Genomic DNA, 13,754 nt, shown 5'->3' with positions numbered 1-13,754 from the left:
GCGTCTTGGACAGGTCGGGAACGCGTGCACGGATCCGCAGAACAAGCCGCCGTACGGGGGTGATCGCCGCGCTGGCCACGGTGGTCGCCACGCTCACCGCCGCCCCTCCGGCCCAGGCGGCCGAACCGCCGCCGACCGCCGTCGACTGCCCGGCCGGACTCGCCACGAAGGCCACCTGCTACACCGGCAAGGACGCCAACGGCGCCTACTACGCCATCGCCGTCCCGAAGACATGGAACGGCTCCCTCGTCGTGCACGCCCACGGCGGCCCCGACCTCGGCGCCGGTTCGGATCCGCAGCGCAGCCTCGACGACCTGGCGCGCTGGTCGGTGATGGTGGCCGAGGGGTACGCCTGGGCGGGATCGTCGTACCGGCGCGGCGGTTACGGCACCCGGATGGCGGCCGAGGACACCGAGAACGTACGCCGGTTGTTCGTCGGGGAGTTCGGGAAACCGCGGCGGACCTATGTGCACGGGCAGTCGTGGGGCGGGGACGTCGCCGCCAAGGTCGTGGAGACGTACGGCCGCCAACACGGGCCGTACGACGGCGCGTTGCTCACCAGCGGGGTGCTCGCGGGCGGGTCGCGGGGGTACGACTACCGCGTGGATCTGCGGGTCGTGTACCAGTACTACTGCCGCAACCATCCGCGTCCGACCGAGCCGCAGTATCCGCTGTGGCAGGGGCTGCGGGCCGACTCGACGATGACGGCCGCCGGGTTGCGCGCCCGGCTCCAGGAGTGCACCGGGTACGCCTCACCGCCGCAGGAGCGGACCGCGGCGCAGCAGCGCAACCTCGACGACATCCTCGCCGTCACCGGCATCCCCGAACGCACCCTGGAGTCGCATCTGCGGTTCGCGACCTTCACCTTCCGCGACATCGTGCGCGACCGGCTGGGCGGGCGAAATCCCTTCTCCAACCAGGGAGTTCGGTACACCGGCTCGCACGACGACGCCGCGCTCAACGCCGGTGTCGAACGCTTCGGCGCCGACCCGACCGCCGTACGCGATCTGTCGTACGACAGTGATCTCACCGGCAAGGTTTCGATCCCGGTGCTCACGCTGCACGCGATCGACGACCCGACGGCGTTCGTGGAGCACGAGGCCGCCTACCGGGCGACGCTTCAAGGGGCCCACCGGGAGCGGTACTTGGTGCAGACGTTCACCCGGGAGGCCGAGCACAGCGAGCTCAGCGACGCTGAGTACGCCAACTCCCTTGCGGCGCTGGCCACTTGGGTGCGGAGCGGGAAGAGGCCGACTCCGGGCTCGGTCGCGGAGTCGTGCGCCGGCTTCGACCGGTCGTACGGCACGGGCTGTTTCTACGACACCGGCTTCCACCCGTCCGCCTACGCCTCCCGGGTCCGGTCGCGGCCGGGTGGGCTGCGCTGGCCGGTCGTGTCGGCGGCGTGGGAGAAGGAGTGGAGCAGGATCGACGGGGTCGGGATCGCGCCCTGACACGGACACGGGCGGCCCCCCATGGCTGGGGGGCCGCCCTGTACCCGTACTCCCGTCAGCCCTGGCGGGCCTTGAAGCGGGGGTCCTTCTTGTTGATCACGTAGACCACGCCCCGTCTGCGCACCACCTGGGCGCCGGGCCTGGACTTCAGTGAGCGCAGGGACTTGCGCACCTTCATGGTTCTGCTCTCCTAGTCACGCGCGCCGGCGCGGCCGTAGCGGCGCTCGAAGCGCTCCACGCGGCCCGCGGTGTCCACGACCCGCGAGTTGCCGGTGTAGAAGGGGTGGGACGCCGAGGAGATCTCGACGTCGATCACGGGGTACGTGCGGCCGTCCTCCCACTCGATCGTCTTCGACGAGTCGGCGGTGGAGCGGGTCAGGAACGCGGCGTCGGCGGCACGGTCACGGAAGACGACGAGCCGGGTCTCGGGATGGATGCGGGGCTTCACGGGGTTTCCCTCCTCGGGAGGCGAGGCGAATCGGTACGAGGCTGTGCGGTACGGCGATGTTCAGCGGGTCTCGCGGAACTCGACGTGGGCCGCGGCCACCGGGTCGTACTTGCGCAGGACCAGCCGGTCGGGGTGGTTCTGGCGGTTCTTGCGGGTCACGTAGGTGACGCCGGTTCCGGCGGTCGACCTCAGTGTGACGACGGGGCGCGCCTTGCTGCGTGCCATCGGGTCCTCCCTTCGCCCATGCCGCGGAATCTTGATCCGGGCATGCCAATCACAGCCGGTTCAACACAGGGTCCCCGCGGTTCATTCCCGGCCAACGGTCTCAGCGGAGCAGCAGTTGGAGGCCGCCGACGATCGTCGCCGCGATCACGAGCTGTTCGAAGAGTCGCTGGTTGATTCGGTTCACAGCCCATTTGCCGAAGAACGCGCCGGGTACGACGAACACCGCGAGGGCGGCGTCGAGGAGCAGGGAACGGCCGTCGATGAGGCCGAGGCCCGCACTGAACGGCACCTTCGACACGTTCACGATCAGGAAGAAGAAGGCCGAGGTGCCCAGGAAGCCGAGCTTGCGGAAGCCGGCGGACAGGAGGTACATCGACATCACCGGGCCGCCGGCGTTCGCCACCATGGTCGTGAAGCCGCCGAGGACGCCGTACGAGCGGGCCTTGATGCGGCCGGAGCGGGTGGCGACCGAGTCCGGTTCGTCGTCGGCGTCCGCCTTGCGCCGACGCCATACCGTCACCCCCGCCATCAGCAGCAGGATCGCTCCGATCGACGTCCGTACGACCGCGTCGTCCGCCCACACCAGGAACAGGGTGCCGACGACCACACCGGCCGCGACCGCCGGGAACAGCCGCCACAGGGTGGGCCAGTGGGCGTGGCGGCGGTAGGTGAGGACGGCGAGGATGTCGCCGGCGATCAGGACCGGCAGGAGGACGCCGGTGGAGGCGCGGGCGGGCAGGACCGCCGCGAAGATGGCGAGGCTCACCGTGTTGGCCCCGCTCACGGCGGTCTTGGAGAAGCCGACGAGGAGGGCCGCGAAGGCGAGGGCGGCGAATTCCCAGCCGGTTATGTGCCAGAGCGTCATCGTGTCCATGCGGGGACCGATGCTATGTGCAGGCAACCGGGTGTGTAAGTACCGTCTCGCTGGTTGGCACCCGGCGTCGATGCCCATCACGTCGGGGTACGACGTGTCCTCGCGGATGCGCTCGTCGGCCGACACCACGACTCCGTCCGGGAGTTGCACCGGGAGGAGTCCGTCGTCGTCACCGCTTCGAGGCCGGAGGTGCACAGGCGGTTGTTAGCAGTGCTAGTTTTCGACTGTGGACCCCGGCCCCGGCCACTGGGAAGATCTTCGGAGACCTTCCACCGACGCAGCTGGAGGAGCAATGCCGGACGTCCGCGAGCACGTACTCACGGGAAGCCGCGGCTCGGTCGTCGTACGCGAGTGGCCGTCGCGGCGGCCCCGGTACGTGGCCCTTGTCGTGCACGGTTACGGCGAACACGTCCGCCGGTACGACGAGGTCGCCGGCGTCCTGGCGGAGCACGGCGCGGCCGTCTTCGGGCCCGATCACATGGGGCACGGGAAGTCCGACGGCGAACGGGTGCTGATCGAGGACTTCGAGGAGGTCGTCGGCGATGTGCGTGCCGTGGCCGAGCTGGCACGGGCCGCGCATCCGGGACTGCCCGTCGTCCTCGTCGGGCACTCCATGGGGGGCCTGATCGCCGCGCGGTACGCCCAGCGGTACGGCGGTGAGCTCGCCGCGCTGGTGCTGTCCGGGCCGGTGATCGGGGCCTGGGAGCTGCCGGGGCGGCTGCTCGCGCTGGACGAGATCCCGGACACGCCGATCAGTCCGGCCTCGCTGTCCCGGGATCCAGCGGTCGGGGCGGCGTACGCGGCGGATCCGCTGGTCTGGCACGGGCCGATGAAGCGGCCGACGGTCGAGGCGTTCGCGCGCACCCTGGAGACGGTGGCCAAGGGCGGTGACATCGGGCCGCTGCCGCTGCTGTGGCTGCACGGGGACGACGACCGGCTGGTCCCGCTCGCCGGCAGCCGGGTCGGCATCGAGCAGCTCAGGGGCCGTTGGCTCACCGAGCGGATCTACTCCGGTGCCCGGCACGAGGTGTTCCACGAGACCAACAAGGCCGAGGTCTTCGCGCACCTCGTCCGCTTCCTGGACGACCGGCTCAGGAACTGAGACTGCGCCGCGAACCGGCAGGCCACCACGTTTGCCCTCCTTTCGCCCTGGGCACCCGCGCCGGCACGGACGAAAGGAGAAGCACCTCATGACCGTGGTGAAGAGCACGCTTCCCGAGCCGGCCCGCAAGGTCGCCGGGGAGGCTCTGCAGAGCACTCTCGTGGATCTTCTCGGGCTGTCGCTGATCGCCAAGCAGGCGCACTGGAACATCGTGGGCCCGCGCTTCCGCTCGATCCATCTGCAGCTCGACGAGGTGGTGGCCACGGCACGCTCGTACGCCGACACGGTGGCGGAGCGTTCCGCGGCGCTGGGTCTGCCGCCGGACGGCCGGCCCGAGACCATCGCCGCCGGGTACACGCTGCCGGGCCCGAAGGACGGCTGGCTGCGGGACACCGAGGTCGTACAGCTGATGGTGGAGGCGCTGGAGGCGGCGATCGGGCGGCTGCGGGAGCGGATCGCCGCGACCGACGAGCCGGATCCGGTCACCCAGGACCTGCTGATCTCGCTCACCGCCGAGCTGGAGAAGGAGCGGTGGATGTTCGACGCGGAGAACTGGCCGCGCGACAACTGACCGACACCACCGGCACCTTACGCACGGAGAGGGGGACGCGATGACCGACGCCCTCGAACTCGACGCGCTGTGGGAGGACTTCCACCGCGTGGTGAACATGACCTCGCAGGAGCTGGCCGCCTGGCTGCGGGTCAGCGACGCCGACGAGACCACGGAACCGCTGCCGGAACACGCCGGCACGCCGACCGGGCAGCACGTCCTGGCGATCCTGCAGAAGCGCCGCACCGACCTCACCGAGGACGACATCCAGGTGATGTACGAGGTGGTGGACGAGGTGACGGCGCAGACGGACGTGGAGAACGAGCCGGAGGCGGAGGAGACCCGCCGCCGGCACCGGCTGATGACGGTCGGCCACGACCCGCTGAAGCCGTGACCGACGACAGGCGTGTGATGCGGGAGCTGATCGGCGCGCACGGGCGGACCTTCGCCGAGGACGCGGGCATCACGCTCAGGGACACCCCGCAGCCGCTGTACCGGCTGCTGGTGCTCGCCCTGCTGCTCAGCGCCCGCATCCGCGGGTCCATCGCCGTCGACACGGCCCGCGAGCTGCACCGGTCCGGGCTGCGGGATCCGCGCCGGATGGCTCAGGCCAGTTGGCAGGAGCGGGTGGACGCGCTCGGGCGGGGCGGCTACCGGCGCTACGACGAGCGCACCGCCACCCTCCCCCGTAGCCCTTCGGGCACGGGCGGTACCCCCATTCGCTCCGGCTCCGACTTCGCTCCGCTCCGCTCGGCGACGGAGCCGAGCTGTTGAGCGAGCGGTGGGGCGGTGATCTGCGCCGGATGCGCGAAGAGGCCGACGGGGATGTCGGTGAACTGCGCCGGCTGCTGCAGGAGGTGCCGGGGATCGGCCCCGCCGGTGCCGACATCTTCCTGCGCGAGGCCCAGCGCGTATGGCCGGAAGTGGCCCCCTGTCTGGACGGCAAGGCGCTCGACGGGGCCGCACGGCTGGGGCTGCCGAAGGACCCTGACCGGCTGGTGAAGCTGGCCGGGGACGCCCAACCGGCCGTGCTGGCCGCCGCGTTGGTGCGGGCGGCGCTGGACAAGGAGGTGGCCGAAGACAGTCTGCGCCGGGCCGCGTGACCGTGCCAGACTGCTCGGGCGTCACATCGGGCGCGCCGAGCGGAGGAGCAGCACGTGACCTCGACCGAGCCGGGCGTGCCGCGGATCGACACCAGCAGACCGCACCCGGCCCGCGTCTACGACTGGTTCCTCGGGGGCAGGGACAACTATCCGGTCGACGAGCAGCTCGGCCGGCAGATCATGGCCATCGAGCCCGCCGCAGCGCGGGCCGCGCGCGCCAACCGCGGCTTCATGCGGCGGGCCACGCGTCTGCTGGCCGAGGAGTCGGGCGTCCGCCAGTTCCTCGACATAGGCACCGGCATCCCCACCGAGCCCAACCTCCACCAGGTCGCGCAGGGCATCGTGCCCGGCGCGCGGGTGGTCTACGTCGACAACGACCCGATCGTGCTCGCCCACGCGGGCGCGCTGCTGCGCGGCACCCCGGAGGGCGTCACGGAGTACGTGCAGGCCGACGCCCGCGAGCCCAGCTCGATCCTCGAACAGGCCGGCCGCGTACTGGACTTCGGCCGACCCGTCGCCCTCTCGCTGATCGCCCTGCTGCACTTCGTCGCGGACGAGGACGGTGCCCACGACCTGGTGGACACCCTCGTCGACGCGCTCGCGCCGGGCAGCTGTCTGGTCCTCTCGGCGATGACCGCCGACTTCGAGCCGGAGAACGTACGGCGCAGCATCGAGGCGTACACGGCGGGCGGGGTGACCCTCGTGGCCCGCTCACACACCGAAATGGGCAGGTTCTTCAAGGGACTTGAGCTGGTGGAGCCGGGGATCGTGTGCGTGGTGGACTGGCGGCCGGAGGTCGGTGGGGTCGGCGAGGAGCCGGTGGCACTGTACGGGGGCGTCGGCGTGAAGGGCTGACTACGGTCCGCCGGTCACCCGGCCTCGGAGAAACTCGGCGATCGCGCTCACCGCGGTCACCGGGAACCCGGCCTCGCGCAGCCGCGCCGCCATGGCCGCGCCCATCCGGCCGGTGCCGATCACCGACACGCACGGCTCACCGCGACTCCCGGTCACACCGCTCACCCCAGCAGCCACCCCCCGTCCACGCTCAACTCCACCGCATTCACCGACCTGTTGCGCAGCAGGAAGTCCACCGCGTCCACCACGTCCGCCACCGTCGCCAGCCGCCCCGTCGGTGTCCTCGCGCGCAACCCGGCCAACACCTCCGCCGGCTTGGCCTGCCAGTACGGGCTGTCGCCCACGACTCCGGGGTGGACGGCATTGACACGGACGGGCGCCAGCTCGACAGCCAGGGTGTTCACCAGACCCCGTACGCCCGCGTTGACCGTCGCCACCGTCGTCGCCCCGGGATAGGGCCGCTCCTTGGCCTGGCCGCCGAAGATGACGATCGCGCTGTCGTCGGTCATGCGGGGCCGCAGTACGTGCACGACCTCGGTGTAGCCGACGAGCTTGAGGGTGACGAGGGCGAGGGCGGCGTCGATGTTGTAGTCGGTGGTGCGGTTCTCGTCGCGGGAGACGCCCGCGAGGACCAGGTGGTCGACGCGGCCGACGTCCGCCAACGCGCCCGCGATCGCCCGGGGTTGGGACAGGTCCAGGGCGAGGCCGCGGGCGCCGACCTCCTTGGCGACGGACGCGGCGCGCTCGGCGTCGCGGCCGGTCAGCACGACCTCGTCGCCCGACTCCGCGCGCACCCGGGCGAATTCGCGGCCGATGCCCGACGTGCCGCCGACGACCAGGACACCGCTCATGACTCCAGAGCCTCCCTCAGGTATTCCCAGTCCCGGGTGAACCGGTACGAGTGGCGCGGCGGCGGCTGCGGCGCCTGGGTCTCCAGCCAACGCAGCGGTCCGGTACCGGCGTTGGCGAAGCCGTGCACACAACCGGCCCCCGCCCAGGCGCAGTCGCCGGGGCCGAGCCGGTACGTCTCGCCGTCGAAGGCCGCGTCGGCCATCCCTTCGAGGAAGTAGTAGGTCTCCTCGAAGGGGTGGTCGTGGGTGCCGGCGACGCCGTCGGGCGCGTACTGCACCATGAACATCGTCGAGGCGACCGCGCCGAGGTCGCTGTCGACCATCATTTTGACCGTGATGCCGCTGTAGACGAGCAGCGCGGTGCGCATGCTCGCGGAGACCGCGAGGAGGTCCTGGGACTGCTTGCCCGGGTCCATCTGGGCGGGCTCGAAGCGGCCGAAGTTCCTGGTGCGCGGGTCGCGGACGTCGATGCGGACGGGCAGGCGTGACGGCAGGGCGGGCACCGTCTGGGTGTCGTAGCCGTAGCGCGCCCGCGGCACCGGAGCCAGCATGTCCGCCCAGCGCGCCACCGTGTCCCCGGCACCGCGCCAGGCGTGCGGCACGCCCGTCGGGAGAATGCCGTAGTCGCCCTCCTCCAACAGGCAGGCGCCCTCGGGCACATCGAGGATCACGGTCCCGTCGAGGACGTGGAAGCTCTCCTCGTACGAGTGCACATGTGCCGGCACCGCACCGTCGGGCCGCAGTTCGCAGACGCCGAAGCCGGTGTGCACGCTTCCGTCGTCCTCGTCGACCAACGCCCGTCTGCGGTAACCGAGTTGGTCGTACGGCGGCTCGGGCAGGTCGGCGGCCCGTCGCACCAGGTGTCGGGTCATGCGGTGGACTTCGCCTCCTTCGCCGCGAGGAGCCGGTCGCGGGACTCCTCGACCAGGCGCCGGGCCCGCGCGACGTCGGCCGTGAGCTTCCCGTCGCGCTTGCGGACCACGCCGTCGACGATGACCGTCTCGACGTTGGACACGTCGGCCGAGAGCGTCACCGCTGCTGCCGCGTCGTGAACCGGCGCGACGTTCAGGGCGGTGGCGTCGAGGGCGACGACGTCGGCGCGCTTGCCGGGGGTGAGCGAACCGGTGCGGTCCTCGAGACCGGCCACATGGGCGCCGTTCCGGGTGGCGATCTCCAGCATCCGACGGGCCGTCAACATCGTTTCGGGGACCGGCACATCGGCCTGCCAGCACTCGGCGTTGACGCGGGCCCGCTCGGCGCCGAAGGCCGCGCGGATCTGGGTGAACATGTCGCCGGGGACCGTGGTGACGACGTCGATGCTGAGGGAGGGCCGCAGCCCGTACTCGACGGCCTTCATCACGGGCGGCCAGCCGTGCCCCATCTGCGTCTCGACCTGCGGCGCGATGGACACCGTACCGCCGCTGTCGGCGACCATCCGCCACTCCTCATCGCTGAAGTAGCAGCAGTGGATGTAGGTGGTGTCCGGGCCGAGGAGGCCGAGGTCGTCCAGTTGTTTCACCATGCCGAAGCGGCCCGCCATCCGGCCCATCGCCACGTGCACGGTGATGGGGATGCCCAGTTCGCGGGCGAGGGCCCATTCGGCGGTGACGACGTCGTTGACGCAGAAGCCGGGGCCGCGGGTGGCTAGCGCCATGGTGAGCAGGCCGTCGTCGGAGGCGAAGTACCTGTCGCGGATACGGCGGACGTCGTCGCCCGGGATGGCGATCTTGCTCTCGAACCAGTAGTCGGCGAGGGAGGTGTTGGCGCTGCCGTACGCGTACTGGGCGCGGATGCCGGTCTCGGCCAGGGCCCGGATCGCCGCGTCCGGGTGTTCGGGCGTGTTGTTGATGTGGGACCAGTCGACGAGCGTGGTGATGCCGGCGTTGAGGCATTCGAGGGCGCCGGCGAGGTTGGCCGCGTACACGTCCTCGGGTGTGTAGAGCGGGGCGAAGGTGTCGAGGATGTCGACGAAGTAGTCGTCCAGGGTGGCGTCGGGTGCGACGCCGCGGATGGACGCCTCCCAGGTGTGGCGGTGGGTGTCGACGAAGCCGGGGATCACGATCCGGCCGGTCATGTCGAGCACTTCGGCGTCGGCGCTGATCTCCGGCCGCACGGCCGCGATCTTCCCGTCCTCGATCAGGACGTCACCCCTCGGCAGGTCCCCGACGGCGGGGTCCATGGAGACGACGTGCCCGGCGCGAAGGAGTGTCCGATTGGTCATCGCGCTTCCTCCTAGCGGGTGTTCAGTACGCGGCGAGACTCCGGACGGCCGCCACGACCTTGTCTGTGGTGGGGATGACCTGCTCCTCCAGCGCGTCCGCGAAGGGCAGCGGGACGCACTCCCCCGCGATCCGCCGCACCGGCGCGTCCAGCAGGCCGAAGCCCTCGTCGGCGACGACCGACACGAGCGTGCCGCCCCAGCCACCCTGGTACGGGTTCTCCTCGACGGTCACGAGCCGCGAGGTCCTGGCGAGCGAGGCGAGGACGGTGGCGGTGTCGAGGGGTACGAGGCTGCGCAGGTCGACGACCTCGGCGTCGACGCCCTCCTCGGCGAGCTGACCGGCGGCCTTCAGCGCCACCGGCACCATCGAGGCGAGCGCCACCAGGGTCACGTCGGCGCCCTCGCGCACGACGGCGGCGCGGCCCAGCTCGACCACGTGGTCCGGCGGCGGAGGCGCTCCCTTGCTCGCCAGCAGCCCCTTGTGCTCGAAGAAGACGACGGGGTCCTCGCTGCGGATGGCGGCGGCCATCATGCCGACCACGTCGGCGGGGGTGGCGGGAGCGGCGATCTTCAGTCCCGGTACGGTCAGCGCCCAGTTCTCGGTGGCCTGCGAGTGCTGGGCGCCGAAGCCGAGACCGCCGCCGTTGGCGGTGCGCACGACGAGCGGAACGGTCACCTGACCACCCGTCATGTACCGCACCTTCGGTATCTCGTTGGCGAGGTAGTCCCAGCAACAGGCGAGGAAATCGCTGAACATGATCTCGGCGACCGGCCGCATCCCGGTCATCGCGGCCCCCATCGCCGCGCCCACGATGGCCTGTTCGGAGATCGGCGTGTCCCACACCCGCTCCGGCCCGAACTCCTTCAGCAGCCCGACGGTCGTCTTGAACACCCCGCCCGCCTCGCCGATGTCCTCCCCGAGGCACACGACGGACGGATCGCGCCGCATCTCCCGCGCGATCCCCTCGGCGACCGCCTCCCGGTAGGTGATCACGTCCGCCATGCCGCACCTCCGTCCGCCCAAACGTCGGTGAGCGCCTCGCCCGGATCCGGCGACGGCGCGCTCTTCGCCGCCTCGACGGCCTTCTGTACGACGTCACGGGCGCGCTCGTCGGCGGCGGTGACCGTCGCCTCCGGCACACCCATCTCAACGAGCCGGCCGCGCGCGAGGTCCAACGGGTCGTGCTTGAGCCAGCGTTCGACCTCCTCGGCCGGGCGGTAGGCGGCCGGGTCGGCGCGGCTGTGCCCGAAGTGACGGTAGGTCTCGGCCTCCAGCACGGCGGGCCCGTCTCCTGCCCGGGCCCGCCGGGCCAGCCCGGCCACCGCCTCGCGGACGGCGACGACGTCGTTGCCGTCGACGGTCTCGCCGGGGATGCCGTACGCCGGCGCCCGGTCGGCCGCGGGGCGGGCGACGGCCGTGACGTCGGCGATCGGCGTGTACTCCATGTAGAGGTTGTTCTCGCAGACGAACAGCACGGGCAGCTTCCACACGGCGGCCAGGTTCAGTGCCTCGTGGAAGGCGCCGATGTTGGTGGCGCCGTCCCCGAAGAAGGCGACCGCGAGCTGTCCGGTGCCGCGCAGCCGGGCCGACCAGGCGGCGCCGACGGCCATGGGAAGGTGGGCGCCGACGATGGCGTACGAGCCCAGCATGTTCATGGACGCCTTGGTGAGGTGCATGGAGCCGCCCTTGGCCTTGCACAACCCCGTCGCACGGCTCATGAGTTCGGCGAGGCACTCCTCGGGGGTGGCGCCGCGGGCCAGGGCGTGGTGGTGGCCGCGGTAGGTGGCGAAGACGTAGTCGTCGGGGCGCAGGGCGGCGCTCGCGCCGACGGCGATCGCCTCGTGGCCGGCGGCGAGGTGGGTGGTGCCCTTGACCAGGCCGGACATGAAGAGGTCGTGGGCGGCCTTCTCCGTACGGCGGATGACGGCCATCTGCTCGTACAGGGTGAGGAGTTCGGGGCCGTCCATCAGCGGTCCCGGGCGTTGAGGTGGGACTGCGCCTCCCGCTGCGTGTTCAGCGCACCGTCGACGGTCCAGTACTTGCGGCCCGCCACCAGCAGTTCCTCCGCGGGGAACTTGGTGATGACCTCGCAGCCGTCGGCCGTGACGACCAGCTCCTCCTCGATGCGGGCCGCCGACCAGCCGTCGGTGGCCGGCCAGTAGGTCTCCAGGGCGAACACCATGCCCTCTTCGAGGACTTCGGGGTGGTCGAGGGAGACCAGGCGGCTGAAGATGGGCTTCTCCCAGATCGACAGGCCGACCCCGTGGCCGTACTGCAGCGCGAACGCGGCGGTCTCGTCGGCGAAGCCGAACTCCTCGGCACGCGGCCAGACTTGGACGATGTCGGCGGTGGTGGCGCCGGGCCGGACGAGGGAGATGGCCTCGTCCATGTACGCGCGGCAGCGGACGTAGGCGTCGCGTTGCGCGCGGGAGGCGCTGCCGACCGCGAAGGTGCGGTAGTAGCAGGTGCGGTAGCCGAGGTGGCTGTGCAGGATGTCGAAGAAGGCGGGGTCGCCCGGGCGGATCAGGCGGTCGCTGTACACGTGCGGGTGGGGTGAACAGCGTTCGCCGGAGATGGCGTTGACGCCTTCGACGTACTCGCTGCCGAGGTCGTACAGCACCTTGCTGACGAGTCCGACGCACTCGTTCTCGCGCACGCCGGGGCGGAGGTGTCCGTACAGCTCCTCGTAGGCCGCGTCGACCATCGCGCAGGCCTGGGTGAGCAGGGAGATCTCGTCGCGGGTCTTGGTGCGGCGGGCCTCCAGGAAGACCTGCTGGCCGTCGACGACGTCGATGCCCTCGGCGCGCAGGGCGGTGAGGATCGGCATCTCGGCGACGTCGATGCCGAGGGGCTCGTTCGCGAGGCCGTGTTCGCGGAGTTCGGCGGCGATCTTGGCGGCCACGTCCTCGGCGATGCCCGCGTCCGGGTGGAAGGCTCCGCGCAGGGTCGATATGCCGGCCCGGGCGCCGGTGGGCGGGCCGCCCTTGCCGTCGCTGTAGTCGAGCCAGGGGTTGTAGAGCTGGTGGTGGCGGGCTGCGGAGCCGAAGTCCCAGACGACCGGTTCGCCGCCGCGGACCAGCAGGGCGAAGCGGATCAGCTTGTCGATCGCCCAGGTGCCGATGTGCGTGGCGGTCATGTAGCGGATGTTGGCGAAGTCGAAGCTCAGCACGGCGCCGAGCGAGGACGCGTCGAGCTTCTCGTGCAGCCTGGCCAGGCGTTCCTTGCGCAGCCGGTCCAGGTCGACGCGCTCTTCCCAGTCGACGGCATTGGGTCCGTATGTGCGGATCGCCATGGCGACCACCCCCACTTCGGAGTAGACGACCGCCCCGCCCGACTGTCAAGTGTTACTGAACACTCTCGCTGAACACGAACCAGACGCCGACGGCCGGCTCGGCTCCATCATTGCGGTAGCGGTGCGGGGTCGTCGACTCGAAGCAGACGGCGTCGCCGGGGCCGAGCGTGTACTCGTCGAAACCGAGGGTGAGGACGAGTTCACCGGAGGTGAGATAGCCGTACTCGGTGCCGGCGTGCCGCATCAGGCCGCCGGAGCTGGAGGAGGAGCCGCCGGGGCGGTAGGTCACGCGGAGGAAGTCGACGTCGGTGCCGGGGACGTGGCCGAGCCGCTCCCACACCACGCCGGAATCCAGCTCCAGCGTCTCGTGCGCACCGGCCGCGACCAGGGGTCCGATGCGTCGGCCGGGGTCGGCGGCGAAGGCGGCGAGGGCGTGCAGGACCGTTGCGGGAGTGGCGGACGCGGTCACCGCCGGGGCCGCGGCGGCCTCCTCCTCGTACACGTCGAAGAGCGACTCGACGGAGATCGACAGGGCGGTGGTGATGGCGTACAGCGTGCTCACCGACGGCTGGCTCTTGCCGGTCTCGATCTGGGAGACCAGGCTCGCGGAGACCCCGACCTCCCGCGCGAGGGCCCGCAGACTCACGCCCTTGGCAAGACGCGCCTGCCGGATGCGCGCGCCCACGGGCGGCACGGCGGCGGGGGACACGGCGGCTCCTCTGTCGGCGGACATGTGCAGCACCATTGAACAGCGGTGGTCGGCCACAGCACCAGAGGAACC

17 protein-coding genes and 1 pseudogene are annotated in these 13,754 nt (G+C 71.2%); 6 read left to right on the top strand and 12 right to left on the bottom strand.

All coding sequences use genetic code 11. The features are described from left to right. Window positions 1-5 precede the first annotated feature (5 nt). The gene (locus tag ABZ848_RS16260; RefSeq protein WP_360831593.1) at window positions 6-1,451 is read left to right on the top strand and encodes a hypothetical protein; all 1,446 of its coding nucleotides are present in this window, start codon (window positions 6-8) and stop codon (window positions 1,449-1,451) included. A gap of 55 nt (window positions 1,452-1,506) precedes the next feature. On the opposite strand, the gene ykgO is transcribed toward ABZ848_RS16260, so the two are convergent. The 4 genes from ykgO to ABZ848_RS16240 form a co-directional block, all read right to left on the bottom strand. Beyond that, complete coding sequence (ykgO, locus tag ABZ848_RS16255) at window positions 1,507-1,629, bottom strand: type B 50S ribosomal protein L36 (RefSeq protein WP_360831590.1); 123 nt, start codon at window positions 1,627-1,629, stop codon at window positions 1,507-1,509. Between the two features lie 12 nt (window positions 1,630-1,641). After that, a complete protein-coding gene (locus ABZ848_RS16250; protein WP_360831587.1) occupies window positions 1,642-1,899 on the bottom strand; it encodes a type B 50S ribosomal protein L31 in 258 nt (85 codons plus the stop codon). 60 nt (window positions 1,900-1,959) lie between these two features. Beyond that, a complete protein-coding gene (gene rpmG / locus ABZ848_RS16245; protein WP_242761659.1) occupies window positions 1,960-2,124 on the bottom strand; it encodes a 50S ribosomal protein L33 in 165 nt (54 codons plus the stop codon). Window positions 2,125-2,224: 100 nt separating this feature from the next. Then, the gene (locus ABZ848_RS16240; protein WP_360831583.1) at window positions 2,225-2,998 is read right to left on the bottom strand and encodes a sulfite exporter TauE/SafE family protein; all 774 of its coding nucleotides are present in this window, start codon (window positions 2,996-2,998) and stop codon (window positions 2,225-2,227) included. A 292-nt stretch (window positions 2,999-3,290) separates the two neighbouring features. Here ABZ848_RS16240 and ABZ848_RS16235 point away from each other — a divergent pair, with 292 nt between their 5' ends. The 5 genes and pseudogenes from ABZ848_RS16235 to ABZ848_RS16215 all read left to right on the top strand — a co-directional run bounded on the left by ABZ848_RS16235 (window position 3,291) and on the right by ABZ848_RS16215 (window position 6,608). Further along, window positions 3,291-4,100, top strand: a complete 810-nt coding sequence (locus ABZ848_RS16235; protein WP_360831580.1) for a lysophospholipase — start codon at window positions 3,291-3,293, stop codon at window positions 4,098-4,100. Between the two features lie 88 nt (window positions 4,101-4,188). Further along, window positions 4,189-4,671, top strand: coding sequence for a DNA starvation/stationary phase protection protein (locus ABZ848_RS16230; RefSeq protein ID WP_360831577.1), 483 nt, complete (start codon window positions 4,189-4,191; stop codon window positions 4,669-4,671). A gap of 40 nt (window positions 4,672-4,711) precedes the next feature. Then, entirely contained in the window at window positions 4,712-5,044 is a 333-nt protein-coding gene (locus ABZ848_RS16225; RefSeq protein WP_360831574.1) for a DUF3140 domain-containing protein, read from the top strand. Between the two features lie 17 nt (window positions 5,045-5,061). Continuing rightward, window positions 5,062-5,753 (top strand): annotated as a pseudogene (locus tag ABZ848_RS16220) (endonuclease). A 54-nt stretch (window positions 5,754-5,807) separates the two neighbouring features. Next, complete coding sequence (locus ABZ848_RS16215; RefSeq protein WP_360831571.1) at window positions 5,808-6,608, top strand: SAM-dependent methyltransferase; 801 nt, start codon at window positions 5,808-5,810, stop codon at window positions 6,606-6,608. On the opposite strand, the gene ABZ848_RS16210 is transcribed toward ABZ848_RS16215, so the two are convergent. The 8 genes from ABZ848_RS16210 to ABZ848_RS16175 are packed head-to-tail and all read right to left on the bottom strand — an operon-like array spanning window position 6,609 to window position 13,706. Beyond that, the gene (locus ABZ848_RS16210; RefSeq protein ID WP_360831568.1) at window positions 6,609-6,764 is read right to left on the bottom strand and encodes an NAD(P)-binding domain-containing protein; all 156 of its coding nucleotides are present in this window, start codon (window positions 6,762-6,764) and stop codon (window positions 6,609-6,611) included. It lies immediately after the preceding gene. Window positions 6,765-6,769: 5 nt separating this feature from the next. Next, window positions 6,770-7,459 carry an SDR family oxidoreductase gene (locus ABZ848_RS16205; protein ID WP_360831566.1) on the bottom strand — a complete coding sequence of 230 codons (690 nt, stop codon included), beginning with the start codon at window positions 7,457-7,459 and terminating at the stop codon, window positions 6,770-6,772. Beyond that, the gene (locus ABZ848_RS16200; protein ID WP_360831563.1) at window positions 7,456-8,331 is read right to left on the bottom strand and encodes a cupin domain-containing protein; all 876 of its coding nucleotides are present in this window, start codon (window positions 8,329-8,331) and stop codon (window positions 7,456-7,458) included. The genes ABZ848_RS16205 and ABZ848_RS16200 overlap by 4 nt, the downstream gene beginning before the upstream one ends. Continuing rightward, window positions 8,328-9,680 (bottom strand): amidohydrolase family protein, encoded by a 1,353-nt coding sequence (locus ABZ848_RS16195; RefSeq protein ID WP_360831560.1) that lies wholly within the window; start codon window positions 9,678-9,680, stop codon window positions 8,328-8,330. The genes ABZ848_RS16200 and ABZ848_RS16195 overlap by 4 nt, the downstream gene beginning before the upstream one ends. 22 nt (window positions 9,681-9,702) lie before the next feature. After that, entirely contained in the window at window positions 9,703-10,683 is a 981-nt protein-coding gene (locus ABZ848_RS16190; RefSeq protein ID WP_360831557.1) for an alpha-ketoacid dehydrogenase subunit beta, read from the bottom strand. Continuing rightward, a complete protein-coding gene (locus tag ABZ848_RS16185; RefSeq protein WP_360831554.1) occupies window positions 10,671-11,648 on the bottom strand; it encodes a thiamine pyrophosphate-dependent dehydrogenase E1 component subunit alpha in 978 nt (325 codons plus the stop codon). Before ABZ848_RS16185 ends, ABZ848_RS16190 begins: the two co-directional genes overlap by 13 nt. Further along, the gene (locus tag ABZ848_RS16180; RefSeq protein WP_360831551.1) at window positions 11,648-12,973 is read right to left on the bottom strand and encodes a Xaa-Pro peptidase family protein; all 1,326 of its coding nucleotides are present in this window, start codon (window positions 12,971-12,973) and stop codon (window positions 11,648-11,650) included. Before ABZ848_RS16180 ends, ABZ848_RS16185 begins: the two co-directional genes overlap by 1 nt. Before the next feature lie 52 nt (window positions 12,974-13,025). Next, window positions 13,026-13,706, bottom strand: a complete 681-nt coding sequence (locus ABZ848_RS16175) for a cupin domain-containing protein (RefSeq protein ID WP_360831548.1) — start codon at window positions 13,704-13,706, stop codon at window positions 13,026-13,028. Window positions 13,707-13,754: the final 48 nt, after the last annotated feature.

It is taken from the genome of Streptomyces sp. NPDC047081 (assembly GCF_040643775.1).
GTDB lineage: Bacteria > Actinomycetota > Actinomycetes > Streptomycetales > Streptomycetaceae > Streptomyces.
This window is presented reverse-complemented; position numbering and strand designations above follow the sequence as displayed.

Coding starts and splice junctions, on each gene's coding strand:
- ABZ848_RS16190 (WP_360831557.1), bottom strand. CDS start 10,683: ATGGCGGACGTGATCACCTACCGGGAGGCGGTCGCCGAGGGGATCGCG.
- ABZ848_RS16175 (WP_360831548.1), bottom strand. CDS start 13,706: ATGTCCGCCGACAGAGGAGCCGCCGTGTCCCCCGCCGCCGTGCCGCCC.
- ABZ848_RS16235 (WP_360831580.1), top strand. CDS start 3,291: ATGCCGGACGTCCGCGAGCACGTACTCACGGGAAGCCGCGGCTCGGTC.
- ykgO (WP_360831590.1), bottom strand. CDS start 1,629: ATGAAGGTGCGCAAGTCCCTGCGCTCACTGAAGTCCAGGCCCGGCGCC.
- ABZ848_RS16225 (WP_360831574.1), top strand. CDS start 4,712: ATGACCGACGCCCTCGAACTCGACGCGCTGTGGGAGGACTTCCACCGC.
- ABZ848_RS16205 (WP_360831566.1), bottom strand. CDS start 7,459: ATGAGCGGTGTCCTGGTCGTCGGCGGCACGTCGGGCATCGGCCGCGAA.
- ABZ848_RS16200 (WP_360831563.1), bottom strand. CDS start 8,331: ATGACCCGACACCTGGTGCGACGGGCCGCCGACCTGCCCGAGCCGCCG.
- ABZ848_RS16195 (WP_360831560.1), bottom strand. CDS start 9,680: ATGACCAATCGGACACTCCTTCGCGCCGGGCACGTCGTCTCCATGGAC.
- rpmG (WP_242761659.1), bottom strand. CDS start 2,124: ATGGCACGCAGCAAGGCGCGCCCCGTCGTCACACTGAGGTCGACCGCC.
- ABZ848_RS16240 (WP_360831583.1), bottom strand. CDS start 2,998: ATGGACACGATGACGCTCTGGCACATAACCGGCTGGGAATTCGCCGCC.
- ABZ848_RS16230 (WP_360831577.1), top strand. CDS start 4,189: ATGACCGTGGTGAAGAGCACGCTTCCCGAGCCGGCCCGCAAGGTCGCC.
- ABZ848_RS16180 (WP_360831551.1), bottom strand. CDS start 12,973: ATGGCGATCCGCACATACGGACCCAATGCCGTCGACTGGGAAGAGCGC.
- ABZ848_RS16185 (WP_360831554.1), bottom strand. CDS start 11,648: ATGGACGGCCCCGAACTCCTCACCCTGTACGAGCAGATGGCCGTCATC.